Genomic DNA, 21,171 nt, shown 5'->3' with positions numbered 1-21,171 from the left:
ATTCTCCTTTACGCAAACAATAACGATAAGCATTCTTCATTCGTCAAATGTAAAATATAATCAGACAATGTACACGTAGCTAACACGTCTGAGATCGCTTGATAACGAAACGGTTGTCCACGTAGTTTTTCTTCCAATTCAGACACTGGTAAACTCCCAAAGAAATCACCTAAAAAACGAATGTGCGCGATACGGCCTTCACTTGTCGCCACTTGAACTTCTACGATCCCAACTTTAGGAATACGTACACGATTTTTCAATTCAAATGCCGGTGACTTCCCGAAGATCCAATCGGTATTCGCATATTTACTGCGAAACAGTTTTTCGATCTCTTGCTCATCTTGTCTTGATAGATGCAATTCTTTATCTTTGATTTGTGAAAATGAATCGGCTTGATACAATTGTAAAAGTAACTGATCACGAAACGCTTCGGTCGTTGCAGTCTGATAATCTGAAGTAAGCAGCGGTTTAAGGTTCGTTACATTTTTACGAACCGACGGGGTGGCTTTTGAGGCGATTTTTTCTTTGTTTACGGTCAAAATCTGTTGCAAGACGTCTAGGTCAACATCATACATCAAGGTTCCATGAGAATATGTACGATCATGTTTGCTATACATCGCATTACCAGAAAATTTACGACCGTCATGATATAAATCATTGCGTCCACCAGCATAGACCTTTTTGGCACCCATGGCTTTCAAAGCTTCTAAAATCGGTGTCGTCACTCCTTCATAATCACCAAACGTCACGTCACCTTTTCGACTTACGAAACTAAAGCTCAGGTTCCCTAAATCATCATAAACAGCCCCACCACCAGAGATTCTTCGTGTCAGTGTAATATTTTGCTCACGCAAATATGTCAAATCGATTTCTTCATACACATTTTGGTTCCGCCCAATTATAACACAGGGTTCCTGTATATATAACAGAAGCAACGGTTCATCTAACGGTGCATGATCCATGACATATTCTTCAGTGGCTAAATTCCGACGAATATCACGACTAGGCATTATATAATAGCGCATAACTTCCTACTTTCTCGTTTGCCTCTTTTTGATTTGATGGACAATCCAGACAAACTGTACTTATTATTCATAAGAACTGTATCATCTTATCTTATAAAAAACAAGCGTTTCACACTAAAAAAAGCAACCACATCAATTCTGTGGTTGCTTTGATTTATAACAATTGACCGTAACTTGAAAAAGTCCCTAGCGCCAAGTAGCCCTTACTACCATCTGTACGAGCTTGCTCACCCCATAGATACCCTTCTTTGATATGGATATTTTGGATACGGACTAGAGCATCTTTAGGAAGTAGCGTAATCTCTTTAGAGGTGATGGTCGGAGCCGTTCGTAAATAAATCGGTGCTTGTAAGCGAAATGTTCGCATCTTAATTCCTTCTTTCTCATTTACTGGTGTTTTCGATGCATCTACCTTAGCTGAAGATGGAAACAATTGTTCAAACGTTACGTGATTTAAGCGATTAAGATCTAATGGTCCATTATAGCCTTTAAGGCGACCATTTGAGGTAAATTGATGTAAGTCGAATCGCGTTGTCGCTGTTGGCGTACTGCCTTCAAAAATACCTGTGTTACGACCATATGTCGGGATCCAAATCGCATCAAATGCTGTAGTGTCTAGATTTAATTGTGCATACAGATGATTGGCGATATACGCACCAACATATTTGGCACCACAATCTTTCAATGTTTGACGATAGATCTCGCATCCTCTACGCATATCTGACATCGACTGCTCTTCCACATCTAACCACCAAAATACAGGATCAAATGCTTTCGCACGTTCATAAAAAGCACGCGCCTCTTTTATCATTTGTGCTTCAGAATCTCCCCTCACCCAAGCATATACCGCACAAGGGATCTTGTATTGCTGAAATGCTCGCAAATGTTCTTTAAAGTAGTCGTCTTCTTTTGCAAATCCATACTGTACACGTATAATGACGCCCGTTACTTGTGGAGCAAGTAACGCCATATCGATTTGGTCGGGCCGTTGCCATTCACTAATGTCGATAATCATTGAATTCTCCTTTCAAAAAAATCCACGTGTACACGACACGTGGATCGATTGTTTAAAATAGCTCTGTTTCGATCGTTTCAACATATTTCGCTGACTCTGTTTTTTGATACAATAAGATGCCGTCTTTTGCAAAAACATTCAAACTTGCTAACTTGTCTGCAGCTGCTTTCACTTCTTGAGCACTAAGATTTTCAGAAGCGATAGTGGGACTAAATGAGTGTTTTTTACCTAATTCATTTGAGAACGTCACATGTAATTTTTTCATTTATTTATTCCTCCTATTGGTTAGTATCATTTAAGATTTGGTATTCCACAACTTGATAAGTGCCTTGCACGTCGGCTTTTTCTTTAGCTAATTCTCCTACCACTTCTGCTAACTTTAATAAGGAAGCATCTGATTGATCTGCACGAATATTGCTAAAATTTTGCTTGACTGTTTTTTGTGTGTCTTGATCGGTCATTTCAATACGTACCCCTGTTTTTTCTGTCACTTTCATATCTGTTCCTCCTTAGTAGTTGTTGTAAGTTGCGCGCCTTACACCCTTATAAACGAAATAACTTGCTAAAATGTCAAAAGAATTATCTAAATTCATTAAATTTTTTTCGTAATGTCTTACGGTAGTAAGCTCGAAGTTGTCTGGATAATGGCTGATCCTCTACTAATGCACGTAGTTTTTCTTGATCAGCTATACCCAATTGTTGGTAAAAGGCTTCGATCAATAGTTTGGTATCTTCATTGTTAGTGATTTCTGATTTTATTTGCATACTCCACTCTGCCGGATCGATCAACTCATGTCCTTCACGTTGCTCTTTGCGTCTTAAATCGACTAAAGCCCATTTTAATTTACGGTATAAATAAGCCAATGGATAACATGACTCAAATTCATCAAGCGTAACGGCAGTCGTACTTAGCTGAACCAAGCATATCCGTAATTCTTGAGCCCAGTCTTCATAAGAAGGATTAAAGAGTAAAATCCGACTGTCAGATAACACTTTATAGATCAAACGTTCATATTTTTCCAACACTATCTCGTCCATATTCTTTAGCATATCGGCACATCCTTATAAGATTTCCTCGAGGTAGTCTTAGTTTACAAAAATGGCTATTACGCGATTATGGACAAATCACGATATTTTAGATCAAATTTATCGTTACCGCTTCCATTTACAGAAAAAATATGCTAATAATATTAAATAACAGCAAAAATATAACATTTTAATGTGTCTGGAGGAATTTTAGTTATGTACGATCTTTATTCAAAAAATCAAAATCTAAGTTTTTCACTTTCATATGCTATCTTAAAAGAAACACACCCTTCACTTCAACTAACGGATACCCTTTTAACGCATTGTCTGTCATTACTCGAATTGACACCCTCACTTGATTTTCGCTCAGAGATCCTTGCACTTATCCCTTTTACAACTACCAAAGATCCTTGCACTTTCGTCTTTTTTAAAGAAAAAATCCAAGTTATCGATCAAACAGGTTTTGAGATCGTCAACGATTGGCTGCATTCTTTTAATCTAGATTATGATCATTACCGTGAACTTTACTTAAGTGCATATACGAAAAAAAATTACACGATCCCCGTCAGTAATGGTCGATTCAGTTTATTTCCACTTGAAAATATCCAACATCAAACGACGATCTGGTTAAATCCAGGACATATTGCTGAACTCAAAAAGCAACTCTATCACACACGGATCTGTTTAGATAATGGTCTTCAAGTTGACGTTACTAAACAAATTCCTTCATTAGAACAACAAATTACCCGCGCGATTCATTGCCATCTACTTTTTACACCGATCCAAAGTTTATCTAGCCATACGATTCCGCAACCAAACAATCTACTTGAATATTTAAATCTCCCTTCAACGACGATCACCAGAAAAATTAGCCGTACACTCCCTTTTACTCTAGATCCAAAAAAAGAAAATGCCTTTCGTCTAAGTTACTTTGGTATGACACAGGAATATCAACGTATTTTAGAGCAAAAATATCAAAAGTAAGTCTTTTTGTCGTTTTATTGTTAAATTGTGTCATATCTTACGGAAATGTTCGTTGCATTTTTGCTAGAAATGTTACAAATAAAAGTCAAATGGATTTTTTTTTAGCAAATTCCATAAATTCGGCTTATAATGAGTGAAGATTAAGAAATCTTAAAACTTATAAAGCTTGACTTAAGGAGTGATAAACCAGGTATGAAAAAACAATTGATTGCTACAATGGCTGCTACGACACTTGGCGGGATTACCATCGCATTAGAGAATCAAACTGTCCGCGCTGACGAAACAACTGATGCCAATCAGACAGCTACGACTCAAACCCTGACACATACGGTTCAAGTAGGTGATACACTAAGTGACCTTGCTCAAACCTATAGCACCACTGTCGCGTCACTAGTTGAACAAAATTCAATTCAAAATCAAAATTTAATTATTGTGGGCCAAAAGCTAGTAGTAGGTACTACGACACAAAAAACGATTGAAACGAGTACACCTACTGAGACCGCAAAAACAAAAATTTCTTATACTGTACAAGCCGGTGATACGGTTAGTGCTATCGCAGATCGTTTTAACGTTAGTGTCAATGAAATCGGTCAATGGAATAAATTGGCAAACGTTCATTTGATTTTTATTGGTCAAACATTAACGATCGAACAAAATGCAGAAACACCAGCTCCTGTGGAAACACCGGCTGTTGAAACACCTGTTGCGGAAACTCCGGCTCCTGTGGAAACTCCTGTTGCTGAAACTCCTGTTGCTGAAACTCCGGCTCCTGTTGAAACACCTACTGTGGAAACGCCAACTCCGGTTGAAACACCTGCTGTGGAAACTCCGGTTGTAGAAACGCCTGCTCCGGTGGAAACAACGACTGAAACTCCGGTTGTAGAAACACCAGCTCCTGTGGAAACAACGACTGAAACGCCCGTTGCTGAAACACCAGCTCCTGTAGAAACAACAACTGAAACGCCCGTTGTAGAAACACCAGCTCCTGTGGAAACAACGACTGAAACTCCTGTTGCGGAAACTCCGGCTCCTGTTGAAACTCCGGCTGTTGAAACACCTAAACAAGAAAATGTGGCAGTTAACGGAATTTATACTGTTCAATCAGGTGAAACAATTGGCACGATTGCAGATAAAAATGGTGTCTCTGTCGACGATATCGTTTCTTGGAACAATCTAAGTAACGTGAATATGATTTTCGTTGGACAAAAACTAACTGTGGTCGGTACAACTACGACAACTCCAAAAGAAGAAACTACTGTAGTCGTAACACCATCTACACCTAGTGAAGATAAACCCGTAGTAATCGATACAAATACGAATACAAGCACACCAACAAATACCGTTGTATCAAGTGATGCGACTCTAAATGCATTAAATGACCTTCGCGTATCAAAAGGGTTGAACCCCGTTGTTTGGGATGCTGATCTAGCAGCTACTGCGACTGCACGTGCATACACGATGGCAAATAACGGCTACAATATTCCAAACGACCACTGGCGTCGTGCGGACGAAGTCATTGCCTTTTACTTTGCACCAGGAATTCCTGTAATCAATGCCTGGTATTATGAAACAAATATGATCACAGCGAGCGGTACTGGTCACCGTGATTGGGAATTAAACCCTAATATCACACGTGTCGGGTTTGGTTATAGCGGTAATGCGATCGTAGGACATTCAAGATAAGCAAAAAAGAACAATCCCTTTATGAAAGGATTGTTCTTTTTTTATGGATTAAACTTCAGCTGAACCTTTTGAACGTTTGAACCAGATATATGATCCGCCCATCAAAGCAATCCCAACTACTAAGAAGACTAAGATCCCTGTGCCACCAGTAGACGGCAAGAATCCTTTTTTCACGTTTTTGATTGCATTGTAGTCTTCAAGTTCTGTGGTTTTTGCAAAAGTTGTTGTTTTCTTAGCTTGCATATCTTTAGCTGATCCACCATCAACGTCAAAGTCTAACACTTTCGCTTTTGGATTGACATATAAATCATGTGATTTGACCTGTTGGATTTGATACTCTTCATTTTTTAACCCTTCAACTGAAAATGTCGTACTTAAACGTTTATTTTTTCCGGTAATGTCTGTGTCTGTTACTGTAAAATCCATGATGTTTTTTGTGTCTGAGTTTGATCCGTTAATATTTCCCATCCAACAAATGTATAGGATTTAGTATTATTTTGATTTGAGAATTGTTCTGCCATTACAGTTTCATCTTGTTCAGTATTCGCTTCTGTTTCCTGCATTGTTTTTACTTTAGCGTAGTATGTTTGATCGTCTACTTTTTTTGTAATATAAAACCTACTGTTTGTAATAAATTGTTTATAATCGGTTGTTTCATTTGATGCATTTGAATCGATCACTTTAAAGTGAGATCCACCTGTGTAGACAGATTTTAAGTCAAAAGAAACAGGATCACCGTCTTTCGTTGTTCCGCTTACTTTTAATGGAATATCTTCATCAGGTGGTGTATTATCTTTCAAACTCGTAGTAAAAAGTACTGTAATCACTTTTCCTTCTAAAATCTCTGCTGGTGTTTTACTTTTGCGAAAAGTAATCGAACTATTAGATACTGTATATAGAGTAGATGAAACTTCACCATCTTTTGTATATAATTTGATGTTTTTATTCTCAAAATATTTCTTTGAATCAGCTGATTCAGTTGAATTAAAGCTAATTTTATAGTCATTTACTTCTGGATTTGTCAACGTTCCTCTTGGAATGGTTAAGTTAAATCCATAAGTAATCGTTTGATTATAGTCGACCGATTGACGTACGCCTTTGTTTCCTACATAATTTGGATCATCAATCGGATTTTTTGGATTACTTGGATATTTGGGATCTTTTGGATCAGTTGTTACCTTTGGATCTGTTGGTTCTGCGAAGATACTTCCTTTTTCCATTTTAGGATATAAATGGATATTCGTTAATAATTCACCGTCACTTGTATTATTCCCTTGATCATTACCTAAATATACAGGCATTGTTACGACCATCGGATACGCTTTATTTAGCGTATCTTGTCCTGACTCATTTTGAACAATCAGATAAGCTGTATATAGCTTTTTCTCACTATTAAAAATTGGTAGTTCTTTTGATACGGCTGGCGTGCTTTCTGTCGACGGATCAGTAGTTGTCAATGTTGTAATGTTATGATTCGTTAAAAAAGTAGCTGGATTATAGTAAAATTCTCGTTGAATACTCTTTGCAGTAATTTTATTCCCTGCTGTATCAGTTGCTTCGCCTTCCTTATAATATTCTGTGATATCATATATCGTGAAAGAAACATCTTTGACTTGATTTCCAGTGAAGTTCGCATCTTCTTCACCTGTATTTTGTTTATCTGGATAAGCCATATCACCAGGTTTATGTTCCGTACCTGAAAAAGATTCTACTTGATTGTATTGCAATGGATGAATATTTAAACTAACAACTAACACTTCCACTTTTTAATTTTTCCATTTCTGTTTCTTCTGCTTTTACAGACAATCCACTTAACAATAAGGGAATCACCATAAACGCGATTACTAAAATCCCCAAGATTCTCTTCTTCATTTTTCTTCCTCCACGTAACTTATTCTGTTTTGATTTGTTGTGGCGTATTCTAAGTTTGTGAAAATACAAGGTCACGACATGCTAGACAAAATACACTACAAATAAAGCTCAATAAAACGTTAAAATTTATATATGCTTGCCTTTGCATCTCTCCCTCTCCTCTTAATTAAATAACTATCGTGACTAACTTACAGTTATATTCAGAAAAACGTTATTTCGAAAATGATTATACGGATTTTTTTATATTGTACACAACTATTTAATTTTTATGCTCACTCTTTAATATCAAAAAAGAAAAATTTGATTTTTTCACGAACTATGGTAGCTATATAAAAGCTGCTTGCTTCAACGTTTCAATGAAAAATTAAATTAAATACATTAGTAATAAAAAAAATCATCAAAAATGATATCAAGTTTATCATTTTTGATGATTTATATTATTTTTTATAGTTTAATGAATTACGAACAACCTGAAAATTAAAAATTACAATACATTGTCTAACGAATGGCTCGTACGATCTTTGAGCCATATACTAAACTGTAAAAAATCACGCATCGTCAGATAATCACTGACGATATATTGATTGTCACTAGAAATGGTGTCAAAGGCTTGATTCGTCAAGACAATCGCTTGTTTATCTGATAAGATCTCTTCTGGTTTTTGAATCTCTACGATTTGAAAAGGCTCCGGATAAAAATTACGTAATGGTTCTAGATGTTCTAGTAAAAATGAGCGATGATTCTTCCCAAGAGAGGAATACACAAACACCGTAAACGCTTCTCGTTTTTCAAATGTAAAAATATTCTCAAAAATTAATAAGTACATCAAACTCGTACGGCGTCCAGTAAATGGTACATGGACTAAATGCGTCATACGATTGATAAATTCGGTCAGTATCTGTTCTCGTTTAGGATGCAGATAAATCATTTTACGCACAAAATAATCTTGACGCAGATCAACCAAGTCCACATCATAAGGAAACAATTCCCATTGAAAAGCAACTGCTAAAAGCAAATCGATCAATCGCTCGCGTTTTATCGGATCTAATGATTCATACAGTACTGTATGGATCGTATGGGCGATTCGGGCATGATATTTTTTATGTACTTCTTCTGTCGCCTTTTTTAACTGGACCAATGCGACAGTATGATCGATAGTTACCTCTTGTTTCCCTCCTTGATTTTTTTGGTATTGATAGATCAATGAAAAATAATAGATATTGGTATAAAAAATATGCACAAATGGATGATCCGCAAAAGAAAATCGTTCGAGTTCTGCTGCACTTTCGTTTTCTAAGAATGACTCTCCGCCGTAAGCAATAATTATCTGTCTTAATTCATTTTAATCCCAAAAGTAAGTGCTTGCAACATGCGTCGCAAACATGACCCATTCGATTTTATTATTGGCGTTTATCCAGTAACCTGAGGACACTTTGATTTGAATATTATATGGTACTAGTATTTTTTTTAATTGCTGGATCGTCCGACTGAAGGTTGCATCAGATAAAAGTAAATGTTGTTTATAAAAGTCTGCTCCTTCACCAGGATATAAAATCAAGAGCTTCAATAAAGACAGACGAGAGGAATCATTGACATATCGTTTGACGATTCGTACAAGTGAATGACTATTATAAAAACTTCCATTATAGTAAAACTCTTTGTACAATTCTTCAACTTCAGCTAACGTGCGCTTAAATGTAGATGGTGAGATCTCTAATTCTTCGCAAAGTCGCTTTTGATCCAACTGACCATGGTTGATATATAGATATTGCGCTAGTTGTAATTTTACGTCAATAAATGGTTCGATAAATTTCATCATCCTTACTTCCTCCTCTGAATGCTTTACTAAGATTCTAAAACACTGATTACTTAAATACAATAGTTTATGAATATGTGAATTCGCATAATTTCAGGTAAAACAAAGACCTTACATGCTCAACATGTAAGGTCTTTGTTATTTTTTATAAGTAATAATCAATTGATTTTCTTTGATTTCTAGAGTATATGGACTTTTCTTCCAATAATTTCGAATATTTTTTTGATGCAATGTCTTGATTCCTACTATTGAAACTTTCGATACATCGTTATGTTTCACAAGAAAAACAGTATAACGATCATGTGGGATTTGTTCAAAACAAACTTCACCCTTCTCATTAGTTTTTAATATAAAGGGTTCTTTATTTCGTTTTTGCTGTTTTTTTCCTTTACGGTCAAACAATGTAAGTTCAAGACCTTCAACTGGATTTTTGTCTTGATCGATTACTTTAAGTGCTAGATCCATTTTTCGTTTACGTAGCATAAAGAAATACCATGAACGATAAAGCAACCCGATTCCGATAAGAGTGACCACGATCGAACCGGCAATAATCAGCAGTTGTTTGATATTTTGATCTTGATTGCTTTTGGTAATCGATTCTTTTAATTTTTCTGTATATGGCACACGATGTCCCGTAACTAATAAGCGATCTGTATTGACCATATACGGCGTACAAGTGATCAACGTAACGATATCTCGGCCTGGTTCGATTTGAAGACTATCGGTCTCCTCTGGTTTGACGACTATGATCTTATCGACTTCATAGGCTAGTTTTTCATCTAAAACGGTCAATACAAACTGATCCCCGATCTTGACCTTTTCTAGATCGGTAAACAACTCACGATCTGGGATCCCACTGTGTGCAGCAATCATCGAATGTGTTCCCTCTCCACCAGTCGGATAAGAAGTACTTGGTACGACGGTTGCTCCGATCTGCAACAATTCAGCTGTCGTCGTATCAAATAATGGGATATTGACCTTGATACTTGGGATACTGATCGATCCAATCGAGTGCTTTTCATACAATTCTTTGATATCACTGGTCACGCCAACTGGTTCAAAATCCACGCCATTTGGGGCTAACCCTGTTTTTGCGATCTCGGCATTTTTTTTAGCAAATTCCGCTTGTTTCTGTTTGCTTTCGATTTCTGTCGTTTTTTGCAAATGCTCCATACGTTGTTCATCGATAAAATGATTTAACGCATTGATATAAAAAGGGTATAAGAAGAATAACGCGCCAGTAAAAAAGATTAATACAACGATCACACGTTGTATCAAGCGTTTAAAAGGTTTTACTTTCTTGTTTTTGGTCCAATGATTACGTGCGATGGTGATTCCTCCTTACTTTTTTTGCGTTGTTTCTCTTGTTGTTGTAACTCTTTTGTGGTTACAACCAATTGTTTGTCTTTTAATTTCTTAAGTCGGACTTTGATGACCGGCCACGTCACTGTTGATTCCTCGATACGTAAGCGATAATAATTTCCAGATACATGCTCAAAATACACTCGTCCCTTTTGATCACTTATGACAGTTTGTTGTTGACCATGTACAAGATAAGGTTTGCGTCCATTACGTTTCATCAAGGTCACTGCTTGATCTGCGACAGGACCTTTTTCATCTTCTAAGTAAAAGTCGATGACATACGATTTTTTCCCAGCTAAAATCAAGCGTACTTTCCGTCCGACATAATAACCAAATACTGCCAAGATCAGTACAACTACGCCGATCATCACATACAGACGATTTCGTTGGTAATTTTGTGTCTTTTTGATCGCTTGATCCGCTTGATCTGCAACATACGGCACGCGTTTGGCACGCACAAGTAAGCGATCGGTATTCACCATATAAGGCGTACATGTGACCAATGTGATCAAATCCTCATTTGGTTCGATCGTTAAATCATCCAGTTGATCCGGTTTTACGACTTTAAACTGATTGATTTTATACGCTAGTTTTTTATCTAAAATATGTAAGTAGACCATGTCTCCTTTTTTTAATGACGTCAAATCTGTAAATAGCGTCTTATCTGGAAGTCCTGTGTGACCAGTCAAAACAGAGTGTGTTCCCTTGCCACCAATAGGAAAAGACGAACCTTGTAAGACAGTCGCACCTTGTTGTAACAAGGCATCGGTCGTCGTATCAAATACCGGAAGACTGACTTCGATCGCTGGGATAAAGATAGCTCCGATATGATGTTCTTTGTAATAGCCTTCAGAAACGTTACCACTTGACTCATTCACATGATCAAATGGGTCTTCGACTTTACCGACTCCAGGTACACTTACCTTTGTTTTTAAGGCTTCATTGGCCTTTTCACGTTCTTTGGCTTCGGCTTTAATCTTTGTTTGGTTTTCTTTATTTGATTCGTCCAAATAATAAGCGATTCGTTTTTGATCAGCATAGTTATTGATCGCATCGACGACAAATGGGTACATAAAAATCAATGCCCCCATAAAAAACAAAACAGCCATCAGTAATTTCAACGAAACATTCATTTTTTCTTCTTTTGACCATCTATTCTTCAGGCTTTCCACACTCCTTTCATCTTAACTGATTATACTCGTGGATAGTAAAGAAAAAAGAGCAGAAATTTCTGCTCTTTTTAAATAAATTAAACTTCTGCTGAATCTTTAGAGCGACGGAACCATAAGTATGATCCACCCATCAATAATGTACCTACTGTTAAGAACAATGCGATCCCTGTACCACCAGTTGAAGGCAAGATTCCTTTTTTCACGTTTTTGATGATTTCAAAGTGACCTTTTTCAATTGTATTACCTGCTTTATCAGTTGGATCTGCTTTATTTAAACCAACAATTGTTACGTTTTCTAAAACAAGTGCATTAGGATTTACATAATCTTTATTTGCAGCTGTTTGGAATACAGCATAGCCGTTTCCATCTTTAAGCCCTTGAATCGTAAATTTTGATTGCTCATCTGTCAATTTGATAATAGTAGCTTCATCTTTGTTAGTTGACCAACCGTTGAAATTCGAACCATTTAATTTCGCGTATTCTGTTTTTCCATCAACTGTTTTTTGTAAGTAGAATGAACCACCTTTTACGTCTTCACCAGTATTTGAATCTACTACTTTAAAGTTATTCCCACCAGTATAAACTGATTTTAAAGGATATGTTTCAGTATTTTCTGCTGAATCTTTGGTAGTCACTGAACTGTCTAATTTAACCCCTGGAGTAGTTCCTTCTTCAAGAGTTGCTTCATACGTTACCGTAACTGTTTTCCCCTTAAGCACAGAATTTGTAATGGTGATCGTAAATGTTCCATCCGTATTTGGTGTTACTTCGTATCCTTGACCAGGTGTTAGGACAACAAGTTTACCTCCATCGTCTTTATAGCTAATCGCAACATGTTTTGTATTAACAGTCAATTCTTTAGCTGGTGTGTATGTCAATGTAAATGGTTTGTCCTTTGAAACATTAGATGGAACAGTTGCGTCATGACCAAAATAGATTGGCTCATTGTAATCTACTGATTGAATCACTTTTTCTGCTGTTACATCGCCAGGTTTAGTTGTATTATGTGGATCTTTTGGATCTGTTGGATCTGTTGGTGTTGGGTTTGTTGGATTAGACGGATCTACAGGGTTAGATGGCTCACCAACTGAACCTTTTTCTAACAATTTAGGATAAAGCTGGATTGTGTTCTCAGCATTTGTATCCCCAAAGTATTTTGCTTCATTATTTACTTTATATTGAGCAGGCATCGTCACGACCATTGGTGCAGCTACAACATTTTCTTCTTTTACACTGCCTACAAATTTAGTTTGCACGATCAAATATGCACCAAATAAATCCTTATCATGTGCCACTTTAATGTCTGGAACAGTCTCAAGTCCTTTATCGTCAGTAATTGCCTTACCAACAACTGGAGCCGTTTTTTGTAAATCTGCTGACATTTTTTGTAGTTCATCGGCTGTTTTAGCACCATTGTTATATGCTGTAGAAACATCGTAGATCGTAAATTCAACGCCTTCTACAGGAGTAGAGATCCCTTTGTTTGCTGTTTGTTCTGTACCTAAACCAGTATTTTGTGTACTTTCTGGTTTTTCAGTATATTTATATGCATTTAATGCGATCGAAACTGTTTTTCCTTGGAAATCTTTTAAACTATGATTTCCACCAACCGGTACAGTTGTTGTTGCTGCTGAAGATGTTGTTTCTTCTGCTTGTACGTCTAATGTTCCTGCCACTAATGGCAAGATCAACATTGCTGTTGTAATAATTCCAAATGCTTGTTTTTTCATGTTTCTTCCTCCAATTAAAACCCTATTGTTTTTGTTTGTTTTTTTTATGTTGTAAATAAATAAATCCCGTTGCCAGAAGGAGTATCCCTACTCCGATAAGTGAAACTTTTGTTTTGGTGCTCCCCGTATTTGGTAAGGTGTGCCAAGGACTCTCACTCGTTTCAGTTTCCACTGAAGGTGAAGTAGTCGTTGGCAATGTTTCGATTGGTTCTTTGATTTCCAAAGCCGGTTGAGTATTTTTTAGATAAAGCTGGACCGTTTGTAATTCCTGTCCAGTTCTTGGTTCATAAAACGGTAAAATCAACATCACAGGTGCAGTAGGTTCAGTTACTTGCTCACTTGTTTCTTCCACAAATAGATATGCAGCTTGTTTAACTATCGGCAAGGTGACTGAAGCGATCCCTAGATCATTGGTTTTGATCTGCGTCACGCTTTTCAAATCTAATGCTTGAATTTCTTGTTCATTCATTTTTGCAAATGATTTGATCCACGCCTTTGTATCAAAGTCAGACCGCTTCTGTGCATCTTGATAAATAGCTGTAGCATCATAGACAGTAAACGAATCGTTTGCCTCAGGTGTTCCAGTCATTGAAAATCCTAGCTGACCATCTTGTTCTTTAGCTTCTGGTTGACTTGTAAACAATTGCTTATGCACGTTCACAGTAACTTGATCATAGGTACTTGCCTGAACGGGCTGCGACATATATATAGTCAACATGAATAACGGTACAAGTAAACTGATATATCGTTTTTTCATCGCTTACGCCCCCTCACTTGCAAGCCTACATAAAGTAATGCGACCAGTAAGCCTAGACTAGCAAAAATCACTGCTAGACGATTTGTAAAGAAATGTCCGAAGCCACCCGTTTCAGGTAACTGTCCTTTTTTGATGTTCAAGACCGTAATTTTCAACTGATTCTTACTTTTGCCGTCAGTAGCTAATGTATACGTAAATGTTACTTGAGAATTTTTAGTAGTAACGGGATTACTAGATTGATCGATTTCTCTTATCTGACCATCTTTAGTGATCTCAAAATAGATCGTGTCTTTTAGAAGTTGATACGCCGTACTTGTTTGCGTTTGATTGAACTGATAGCGTCCTGGCATCAAGTTACTTAGATCCGTAACTGTCTCACCACCACTATCTTTTACTGTAACTGTATACTTGCCATCTAACGGCGTTTTTTTATCGTTATAATCGAACGTTTCAAAAACTAAATTAGTCGCAAGTAAAGTATTTTGGATCTTATCTAAAGGCTGTCCCTCTAGTTTTGCTTTAGCAGTACCATTTTCTTCCACGATTTCAATCGTCTTTTCAGCTAGTAGTTGATAACCAGCATTGGTTTTCGTTTCTTTTAATATATATTTTCCAACTGGATAACTACCAAATGAAATCTTTCCTTCTTTATCAGTCTCTTTGGTGATTGCAGTAATTCCGTTACCAGAAAGTGTAAAACTTACTCCAGCCATTGGTGTCTTTAGCTCGTTTACCTTAGTAAAAGCAATATCTGCTTTGAGTGCTGGATTTTCAAATGTTAGATTTTGTTTATCCGAAAGCCAATCTTTTGGTTGAATCACCGTTTGCTTTTCTGGCATAGCATAATTGCCTACCTTATTTTGCGTCACACGATAAGTGAATATATTTCCTGATATATCTCTAGCAGCAACTGTAGTAAAAGTTACCGTATTCGTACTATTAGAAGCAGTTTTCGTTTCAACAACTTCCCATGTACCATCAGCTTTCTTACGCTCTAGTACATACGTGGCACCATTGACAGCAGCCTTATTGCCATCCACGGAACTAGCCGTAATCGTTCGCGTTTGGTAACGCGCTGAAGGGACGATATAATCAGCTGCTACTGTATCCGCTGAATCTCGCAAAGTCGTTTGTCCGTTTGCTTGTTGGAAACGACCATCTTTAAACCCATCCTTAATCCTCAGTTTATACGTTAAGCGATATCCCATAAATTTATTTGGATCAGTTGAAGAAAGTGTCAAATTCGTTGCTGTGATTTTATTGTTCGCTAAACTAAAATTAGTACTATTTGCTCCTTCAGTCACTTTTAAATCAGAAGTTCTCGAAATAGTTTTTTGCGCAAAACTATTTGAGACATACTCGAAACTATCACTTATTGGATCTTCGAAACTACCATCATTCAAGGAATCATACGTATTTACTTTTTTGTTGATTTTAGCTAAAAGCGAAGAAATATTATTGTCATCCGATCGAAAAACGCCATCTTTTCCTAATAGCTTCATAAATGTATCAGAATTTTGATTGCCTATGTCAATGGCGAATCTAGAATAATCTGCATAAGGACTTCCTTTTAGTTTCGAATTGAGATAATTGATCGTCTCTTGAAGACCAGTATTCAAGTCGTATGTGTTGTATTTTTGAGTTACATTTCCATTACCGTTGTAATAGTAACTATCGCTTATTTTATAACTCTCAATATTCGTAGTAGAGTACTGATAATTACCAACTTTATAATTAGATTGTAGTTCCCTTGGACCAACTAATGTACGATTATTCTGATATGTTGTTGCTTTATAATTATTTGGATTCGGGAATTGTGTAGGGAAACCATCTGTCACAGTAATAATAATTTTCGTTGCATCTGTTCGTCCCTCTGATTTTAAAATTTCTAATCCTGCATCCACACCGATAAATGTTGGAGTCCCATCATTACCAGGTATTTTTTGTAAAATATTGGAATTCGTAATATCAGACTTTTTATTGGTAAAATATGAATTAGTAAACTTCGCAATATCTACAGTTGGTAATTCGTTTCTTGACTGAAATGATAAAATGGATAATCTATTATTTGAGTTGCTCTCATCTAGAAAAGAATTGGTAAAATTAGTAACCGAACTTATAATATTGTTCCATTTTGAAGTGTCCAACACACCGTTTGTACGTGCCATACTTCCTGATTTATCTAAAACTATCACTACATCCAATTTGGGCTTTGTCGTAAGTGTCTGTCCTAACATATCCAGTTGGACTGAAAACTCTCCATCATTTCCTGTAGGGGCGATTGTTTTCTTGAACAAAGTCTTCGTCCCATTTGCATTGGTTACTTCTTGATATCCAGTGTCAAAATCACTTCCATAGTTAGCATTCTTGATAGAATCTGAAAGTTTGGAACCAAGATATTTGTTTGTTCCATTTTTAGGATAAATCCCTTGATCGTCTTCAGTATAATAATCTGTATTTATATCGCTAGCACTTTGTGTCTCAGCGGCCATAAAAGTTCTAGCCGCCATCGCGGGTGTGCTTTCTTGTGTCGTACTTGTTGTCGACTCAGAAGCTGTTGTTGTTTTACTTGTTTCAGATGACTTCGTTGTGCTTGTACTACTTGTAGTCGTACTTGGCGTAGTTGTTTGACTATTTGGCGTACTTGATGTCGTAGCTGGATCACTAGTCGTGCTTGTAGTCGTACTTGATATTGCCGCTTGGCTACTTGTTGTACTTGATGTTGCCGTTGCAGTTGGGATCGTAATCGTATAGGGTCCTTGTTGTTTGACCTCTAAGATATTGTTCTTCACTGTAGCTAGCGTTTTTTCTGTTGTTTCTTCGTCTAATTGAATCTCGATTTTAAGTTGGTTGATCGATGTTGGTAAAGGTAGCGTCAATGTTTCATTGGTCGTCTGTTTAAATTGATCTTCGACATACCATTCTGTATTGTTGCTTGTGTCCTTTGTCCATCCTGATTTTTGTTCAAATGAAAGTACTTGATTATCCGCTGTCGTAAAACGGAATTTTACTTTGTCTTTCGTTGTTGCAGATTTCGTATCATAAGAAATCGATAAATTTAAATTTTGCTGATTAGATACTTCGTTAAGTGAATAAGCGACAGCTACTTTATCGGTTTGAAGCAATGATGTTTTTGTAGTGTCGGTCGTATTGGCCAAAACTTCATACGTTTGAAATAATGGAAATACGATACTATAAATCAAAAATACGATCCCCAATAATTGTTGTTTCTTTTTCATAGCGTCTCCTTTCACCTAAGAGTTAATAATAAAAGAGCAGCTGAATAATCGTGTCTGTTTCATTTCTCATATCTCGAGTGCTAGTATACCCAGGAAAATAGTCACTTGAAAAGTACATTGCCCACAACCTAATTATTCACAGTACAAAAAAGCAAATTATTTTGACATTTTGAAAAAATATGTTAGCGATGAAAAACATTGTTAAATAAAGGTTTTTAGATAAATAAATTTAAAAATAAAACGGTTTCTCTAAAAACTATCAAAATTTCAATCATCAAACGAAATTTTGATAGTTTTTAATCACATTGTTAGTTGTAATGTTTTCTCACATAAAAAAAACGCAAAAAAATGACGCTAACTTTAAAAAACTAGCGTCATTTTTGTACTTCTTTCTATTGATAGTCGAGTTTTGTGACCGTTCGTTCTTTCAACCATTTGGTAAAAGCCAAAAATTCATTTAATGTCAAAAAATCACTGATAATATATTGATTGTCAGCTGGAAATTTCTCAAAAACTTTATTCGTCAATAAAATAATATTTTCATCTTTATCTAAAATTTCGTTATCTTCTAACGCCCGTACGATAAATCCATCATCGAAAAATTTACGTAATGGTGTCATCTGATCGACTAAAAAACTTGTATGTTACGCTCCCAGTGTCGAATAAACGATCAAGTAAAAGTACTCTTGCTTTTCAAACACGAAAATATTTTCAGAAACTAAAAAATAAATAATACTAGTCGAACATTTAAATAAATCGACTTTAAGCAATGAAGCCATTCGTTCCAAGAAAGCTTCCACAACTGGTTTGCGATGCGGATGCGCATAGTACATTTTCCGCACAAAAAAGTCTTGTCTAAAATCGAGCATTTTCATTTCATAAGGAAATAGCTGAAAATGAAAGTTAGTCTTCATCAGCAATTCGATCAAAACGACTCGTCGATCTTCTGGTATTTGGTCGTAAAATACCGTATGGATGACATGTTCGAAACGTTCACGATTTTCTTGCTCATTTTGTTCATACACTCGGGTTAGATAATCCATCATTTTTTTAGGTGATATCTTCTCAACTTGATGCCCAGTTCCACGATACTGGCATTGAAATTGGCGAAGGAGCGCGAACAAATGGACATTTTCAAACAGTTCGTGTTCAAAAGGATAATTCGAAAACTTAAATCGTGAATAATCGATCATCCCAACTTTCTCTATCGTTTCCTCTCCACCCACGTGTCTGATCGCCTGATAGATATCTTCTTTGTTGATTTTAGGAGTACTTGCTAGATAAGCAAACAAAAAGACGATTTCTCGCTCATCATCTCCTTCGATCCAAAATCCTGATGAGATAATGATCGACATATGAAATGGTTTCAATTCTTTTTTTAATTGTGAAATCAATCGTGCAAACGTTGCATCTGATAATAATAGCGTGTCTTTATAATATTCTGCAGGGTTTCCGGGATAAAAGGCAAGTAATTTAAGAAGTGCTAATTTAGAAGATTAATTTAAGAAAACACGGATGATTTTGCTTAATGCATAGACATTAAAATACGTTCCATTATAGTAATAGTCCTGATAGAGTTCATTTACTTCTTCGGTATATCGTTTCAAGGTTGAATTAGATAATCCTAGTTCTTTCGTTAAAAAAGTCGTATCGACTTCTCCTCGGTTAATATAAAGATATTCTGCTAATTGGATCTTTTGTTCAATAAATGGTTCAATAAATTTCAGCATTCCGATTTCCTCCTGACTCTTTATTTTAAAACAACCATTATTTTATTACAAATGATTTACATTTCATTTTCTGAAATTTTCATTTACACTTCATAAATAAACCTTATTTTATTAGGAAAATGAATGTGAAAAAAACGAATTCATTCTTTACATTGTGATTAAAGAATAAATTCGTTTACTTATCTAAGCAGGATAACTTATTATTTTAGTTGTTCGATCTCGTAACCATTTACTAAAATGTAAGAACTCATTTAACGTTAGATAATCACTGATCATATACTGCTTATCAGCAAGATAATCAGCAAATACTTCATTGGTCAACAAGATGATATCATCATTTTTTGTTAAGATACTTGGGTCGGTCAATTCACGAATAACAAATGGCTCTTCAAAAAATTGACGTAATGGCGTAAGCTCTTCCATCAAGAAAGTCGTATGCTTTTCACTTAGCGTGGAGTATACATATAGATGGAAGTAGTGTTCTTGTTCAAACGTTAAAATATTCTCTGAAACTAAGAAATATACAATAGTGATCTCACGTTGGCCGATTTCGATACCTAATAAATGAGACATTTGTTTCATGAACGGTTCGATCAATGCCCGACAATGTGGATGTGCATCATACATTTTTCGGACAAAAAAGTCTTGTTTCAAATCAAAGATTCTCATTTTGTATGGAAATAATTTCAAGTGAAAACTCGTTTTAATAAATAATTGGACCAGTAATTCTCTTTTTTCATACGGAACGCTCTCATGGTACATCGTATGAACAACGTGTGAGAAGCGCTGGTGGTTTTCCAACTCATTCTCCTCGTATGCCGTACATAATAAACCCGTCACAACTTTTATACTAGGTGTATTGTCTACGTGTTCCTTACATTGAAACTGAAACTAGCGTAATAGCGAGAATAGATAAAGATGCTCAAAGAAATTTTCTTCAAACGGATAATTTGAAAACTTGTAAAACATCAAATCAAATCTAGCAAATTCATCTAGTTGCGCTTGTACACCAGAGCTGACTAAAATTTCTTTTACTTCAGTCATTGGTAACCCAAATGAACTCGCTAGATAAGCAAAGAGCATGATTTCTTGTTTTTCATTCTTCCCACGAATCCAATATCCATTCTCTTGGATGATCTTCATATTAAACTTTCTTAAATCGACTTTTATTTGGCCTATGATTCGCGCAAAAGTCGCGGGTGCAGCTAATATTTTTTTACGATAGTATTCACTAGACTCACCAGAAAATAACACTAATGCCTTTAGTAAAGCTAATTTCAGTGATTGCTTCACTGAAAAACGAATAATTTGATTTAAAGCATACACATTATAGTGTGTGCCACTGCACATAATACTCGGTATACATCTTTTCGATTTCTTCAACATACCGTTTCAAAGTCGAAGTAGATAACTTTAGATCACGTTGTAAAAATTCTTGATCAAGTTCTCCTTCGTGTACGTAAAAATATTCGGCGATTTGGATCTTTTTGGAAATGGATTGTTCAACAAATGGTAGCATATGAATCCCTCCTATAAACAAAAACAGAAACAGGTATTATGTAATATAGTTTATTTTATACTATTATGTGATCGTATAGTGCTTATTTATTTTAAAAATAAAGCCCGTTTTTTAGGCTCTATAATTTAATGGACTGATGAATTGAATTCAATTCATCAGTCCATTTGTCATTTTAGGTATTAAAAAACATACTCGCTTCCTGTATGATTAAATCACCACAAAATAAACAAACGAAAGGAGT

Annotated in this window: 22 protein-coding genes and 1 pseudogene; 2 read left to right on the top strand and 21 right to left on the bottom strand. The window is 36.0% G+C overall.

Annotated elements, in window-relative coordinates:
- Positions 1–8: 8 nt before the first annotated feature.
- The 5 genes from ACWOEC_RS09525 to ACWOEC_RS09505 all read right to left on the bottom strand — a co-directional run bounded on the left by ACWOEC_RS09525 (position 9) and on the right by ACWOEC_RS09505 (position 3,090).
- Complete coding sequence (locus ACWOEC_RS09525) at positions 9–1,025, bottom strand: lipoate--protein ligase (protein ID WP_455307739.1); 1,017 nt, start codon at positions 1,023–1,025, stop codon at positions 9–11.
- A gap of 154 nt (positions 1,026–1,179) precedes the next feature.
- Positions 1,180–2,040, bottom strand: coding sequence for a glycoside hydrolase family 25 protein (locus ACWOEC_RS09520; protein ID WP_455307737.1), 861 nt, complete (start codon positions 2,038–2,040; stop codon positions 1,180–1,182).
- A 52-nt stretch (positions 2,041–2,092) separates the two neighbouring features.
- Positions 2,093–2,305 (bottom strand): DUF2922 domain-containing protein, encoded by a 213-nt coding sequence (locus ACWOEC_RS09515; RefSeq protein ID WP_297077326.1) that lies wholly within the window; start codon positions 2,303–2,305, stop codon positions 2,093–2,095.
- A gap of 13 nt (positions 2,306–2,318) precedes the next feature.
- Positions 2,319–2,537 carry a hypothetical protein gene (locus tag ACWOEC_RS09510; RefSeq protein WP_297077327.1) on the bottom strand — a complete coding sequence of 73 codons (219 nt, stop codon included), beginning with the start codon at positions 2,535–2,537 and terminating at the stop codon, positions 2,319–2,321.
- Positions 2,538–2,619: 82 nt separating this feature from the next.
- Positions 2,620–3,090 (bottom strand): hypothetical protein, encoded by a 471-nt coding sequence (locus ACWOEC_RS09505; protein WP_455307734.1) that lies wholly within the window; start codon positions 3,088–3,090, stop codon positions 2,620–2,622.
- 192 nt (positions 3,091–3,282) lie between these two features.
- Here ACWOEC_RS09505 and ACWOEC_RS09500 point away from each other — a divergent pair, with 192 nt between their 5' ends.
- Entirely contained in the window at positions 3,283–4,050 is a 768-nt protein-coding gene (locus tag ACWOEC_RS09500; RefSeq protein ID WP_455307732.1) for a competence protein ComK, read from the top strand.
- Positions 4,051–4,242: 192 nt separating this feature from the next.
- Positions 4,243–5,733 (top strand): LysM peptidoglycan-binding domain-containing protein, encoded by a 1,491-nt coding sequence (locus tag ACWOEC_RS09495; RefSeq protein WP_455307730.1) that lies wholly within the window; start codon positions 4,243–4,245, stop codon positions 5,731–5,733.
- Positions 5,734–5,781: 48 nt separating this feature from the next.
- On the opposite strand, the gene ACWOEC_RS09490 is transcribed toward ACWOEC_RS09495, so the two are convergent.
- The 16 genes and pseudogenes from ACWOEC_RS09490 to ACWOEC_RS09415 form a co-directional block, all read right to left on the bottom strand.
- A complete protein-coding gene (locus tag ACWOEC_RS09490; RefSeq protein WP_455307728.1) occupies positions 5,782–6,159 on the bottom strand; it encodes an LPXTG cell wall anchor domain-containing protein in 378 nt (125 codons plus the stop codon).
- Complete coding sequence (locus ACWOEC_RS09485; protein ID WP_455307726.1) at positions 6,144–7,496, bottom strand: pilin N-terminal domain-containing protein; 1,353 nt, start codon at positions 7,494–7,496, stop codon at positions 6,144–6,146. Before ACWOEC_RS09485 ends, ACWOEC_RS09490 begins: the two co-directional genes overlap by 16 nt.
- Entirely contained in the window at positions 7,477–7,605 is a 129-nt protein-coding gene (locus ACWOEC_RS09480) for a hypothetical protein (protein WP_455307724.1), read from the bottom strand. The genes ACWOEC_RS09485 and ACWOEC_RS09480 overlap by 20 nt, the downstream gene beginning before the upstream one ends.
- A 484-nt stretch (positions 7,606–8,089) precedes the next feature.
- Complete coding sequence (locus ACWOEC_RS09475; RefSeq protein ID WP_455307722.1) at positions 8,090–8,845, bottom strand: hypothetical protein; 756 nt, start codon at positions 8,843–8,845, stop codon at positions 8,090–8,092.
- Positions 8,846–8,947: 102 nt separating this feature from the next.
- Positions 8,948–9,424, bottom strand: coding sequence for a helix-turn-helix domain-containing protein (locus ACWOEC_RS09470; RefSeq protein WP_455307720.1), 477 nt, complete (start codon positions 9,422–9,424; stop codon positions 8,948–8,950).
- Between the two features lie 135 nt (positions 9,425–9,559).
- On the bottom strand, positions 9,560–10,699 hold the full coding sequence (locus tag ACWOEC_RS09465) for a class C sortase (protein ID WP_455307718.1): 1,140 nt from the start codon (positions 10,697–10,699) through the stop codon (positions 9,560–9,562).
- Between the two features lie 14 nt (positions 10,700–10,713).
- A complete protein-coding gene (locus ACWOEC_RS09460; protein ID WP_455307716.1) occupies positions 10,714–11,916 on the bottom strand; it encodes a class C sortase in 1,203 nt (400 codons plus the stop codon).
- Between the two features lie 116 nt (positions 11,917–12,032).
- Positions 12,033–13,685, bottom strand: coding sequence for an LPXTG cell wall anchor domain-containing protein (locus tag ACWOEC_RS09455; protein WP_455307714.1), 1,653 nt, complete (start codon positions 13,683–13,685; stop codon positions 12,033–12,035).
- A gap of 22 nt (positions 13,686–13,707) precedes the next feature.
- Entirely contained in the window at positions 13,708–14,442 is a 735-nt protein-coding gene (locus tag ACWOEC_RS09450; RefSeq protein WP_455307712.1) for a pilin N-terminal domain-containing protein, read from the bottom strand.
- A complete protein-coding gene (locus ACWOEC_RS09445) occupies positions 14,439–17,681 on the bottom strand; it encodes a VWA domain-containing protein (protein ID WP_455307710.1) in 3,243 nt (1,080 codons plus the stop codon). The genes ACWOEC_RS09450 and ACWOEC_RS09445 overlap by 4 nt, the downstream gene beginning before the upstream one ends.
- A gap of 392 nt (positions 17,682–18,073) precedes the next feature.
- Positions 18,074–18,301, bottom strand: coding sequence for a hypothetical protein (locus ACWOEC_RS09440; RefSeq protein WP_455307708.1), 228 nt, complete (start codon positions 18,299–18,301; stop codon positions 18,074–18,076).
- Between the two features lie 24 nt (positions 18,302–18,325).
- A pseudogene (locus ACWOEC_RS09435) lies at positions 18,326–19,165 on the bottom strand (helix-turn-helix domain-containing protein); the annotation flags it as partial.
- A gap of 12 nt (positions 19,166–19,177) precedes the next feature.
- Positions 19,178–19,411, bottom strand: coding sequence for a helix-turn-helix domain-containing protein (locus ACWOEC_RS09430; RefSeq protein ID WP_455307706.1), 234 nt, complete (start codon positions 19,409–19,411; stop codon positions 19,178–19,180).
- A gap of 183 nt (positions 19,412–19,594) precedes the next feature.
- Positions 19,595–20,212, bottom strand: coding sequence for a hypothetical protein (locus ACWOEC_RS09425; RefSeq protein ID WP_455307704.1), 618 nt, complete (start codon positions 20,210–20,212; stop codon positions 19,595–19,597).
- A gap of 90 nt (positions 20,213–20,302) precedes the next feature.
- A complete protein-coding gene (locus ACWOEC_RS09420; RefSeq protein ID WP_455307702.1) occupies positions 20,303–20,704 on the bottom strand; it encodes a helix-turn-helix domain-containing protein in 402 nt (133 codons plus the stop codon).
- Between the two features lie 34 nt (positions 20,705–20,738).
- Positions 20,739–20,930 carry a helix-turn-helix domain-containing protein gene (locus tag ACWOEC_RS09415; RefSeq protein WP_455307700.1) on the bottom strand — a complete coding sequence of 64 codons (192 nt, stop codon included), beginning with the start codon at positions 20,928–20,930 and terminating at the stop codon, positions 20,739–20,741.
- Positions 20,931–21,171: the final 241 nt, after the last annotated feature.

Source organism: Enterococcus bulliens, assembly GCF_053761865.1.
The sequence above is the reverse complement of the archived record's forward strand: the minus strand, read 5'-3'. Positions and strand labels throughout refer to the sequence as shown.

Excerpts from the sequence above, each read along its gene's own strand:
- ACWOEC_RS09525 (WP_455307739.1), bottom strand. The coding sequence starts at position 1,025 with ATGCGCTATTATATAATGCCTAGTCGTGATATTCGTCGGAATTTAGCC.
- ACWOEC_RS09515 (WP_297077326.1), bottom strand. The coding sequence starts at position 2,305 with ATGAAAAAATTACATGTGACGTTCTCAAATGAATTAGGTAAAAAACAC.
- ACWOEC_RS09415 (WP_455307700.1), bottom strand. The coding sequence starts at position 20,930 with ATGCTACCATTTGTTGAACAATCCATTTCCAAAAAGATCCAAATCGCC.
- ACWOEC_RS09430 (WP_455307706.1), bottom strand. The coding sequence starts at position 19,411 with ATGCTGAAATTTATTGAACCATTTATTGAACAAAAGATCCAATTAGCA.
- ACWOEC_RS09450 (WP_455307712.1), bottom strand. The coding sequence starts at position 14,442 with ATGAAAAAACGATATATCAGTTTACTTGTACCGTTATTCATGTTGACT.
- ACWOEC_RS09510 (WP_297077327.1), bottom strand. The coding sequence starts at position 2,537 with ATGAAAGTGACAGAAAAAACAGGGGTACGTATTGAAATGACCGATCAA.
- ACWOEC_RS09445 (WP_455307710.1), bottom strand. The coding sequence starts at position 17,681 with ATGAAAAAGAAACAACAATTATTGGGGATCGTATTTTTGATTTATAGT.
- ACWOEC_RS09460 (WP_455307716.1), bottom strand. The coding sequence starts at position 11,916 with ATGAATGTTTCGTTGAAATTACTGATGGCTGTTTTGTTTTTTATGGGG.
- ACWOEC_RS09500 (WP_455307732.1), top strand. The coding sequence starts at position 3,283 with ATGTACGATCTTTATTCAAAAAATCAAAATCTAAGTTTTTCACTTTCA.
- ACWOEC_RS09520 (WP_455307737.1), bottom strand. The coding sequence starts at position 2,040 with ATGATTATCGACATTAGTGAATGGCAACGGCCCGACCAAATCGATATG.
- ACWOEC_RS09470 (WP_455307720.1), bottom strand. The coding sequence starts at position 9,424 with ATGATGAAATTTATCGAACCATTTATTGACGTAAAATTACAACTAGCG.
- ACWOEC_RS09490 (WP_455307728.1), bottom strand. The coding sequence starts at position 6,159 with ATGGATTTTACAGTAACAGACACAGACATTACCGGAAAAAATAAACGT.
- ACWOEC_RS09440 (WP_455307708.1), bottom strand. The coding sequence starts at position 18,301 with ATGACACCATTACGTAAATTTTTCGATGATGGATTTATCGTACGGGCG.
- ACWOEC_RS09495 (WP_455307730.1), top strand. The coding sequence starts at position 4,243 with ATGAAAAAACAATTGATTGCTACAATGGCTGCTACGACACTTGGCGGG.
- ACWOEC_RS09505 (WP_455307734.1), bottom strand. The coding sequence starts at position 3,090 with ATGCTAAAGAATATGGACGAGATAGTGTTGGAAAAATATGAACGTTTG.
- ACWOEC_RS09480 (WP_455307724.1), bottom strand. The coding sequence starts at position 7,605 with ATGAAGAAGAGAATCTTGGGGATTTTAGTAATCGCGTTTATGGTGATT.
- ACWOEC_RS09455 (WP_455307714.1), bottom strand. The coding sequence starts at position 13,685 with ATGAAAAAACAAGCATTTGGAATTATTACAACAGCAATGTTGATCTTG.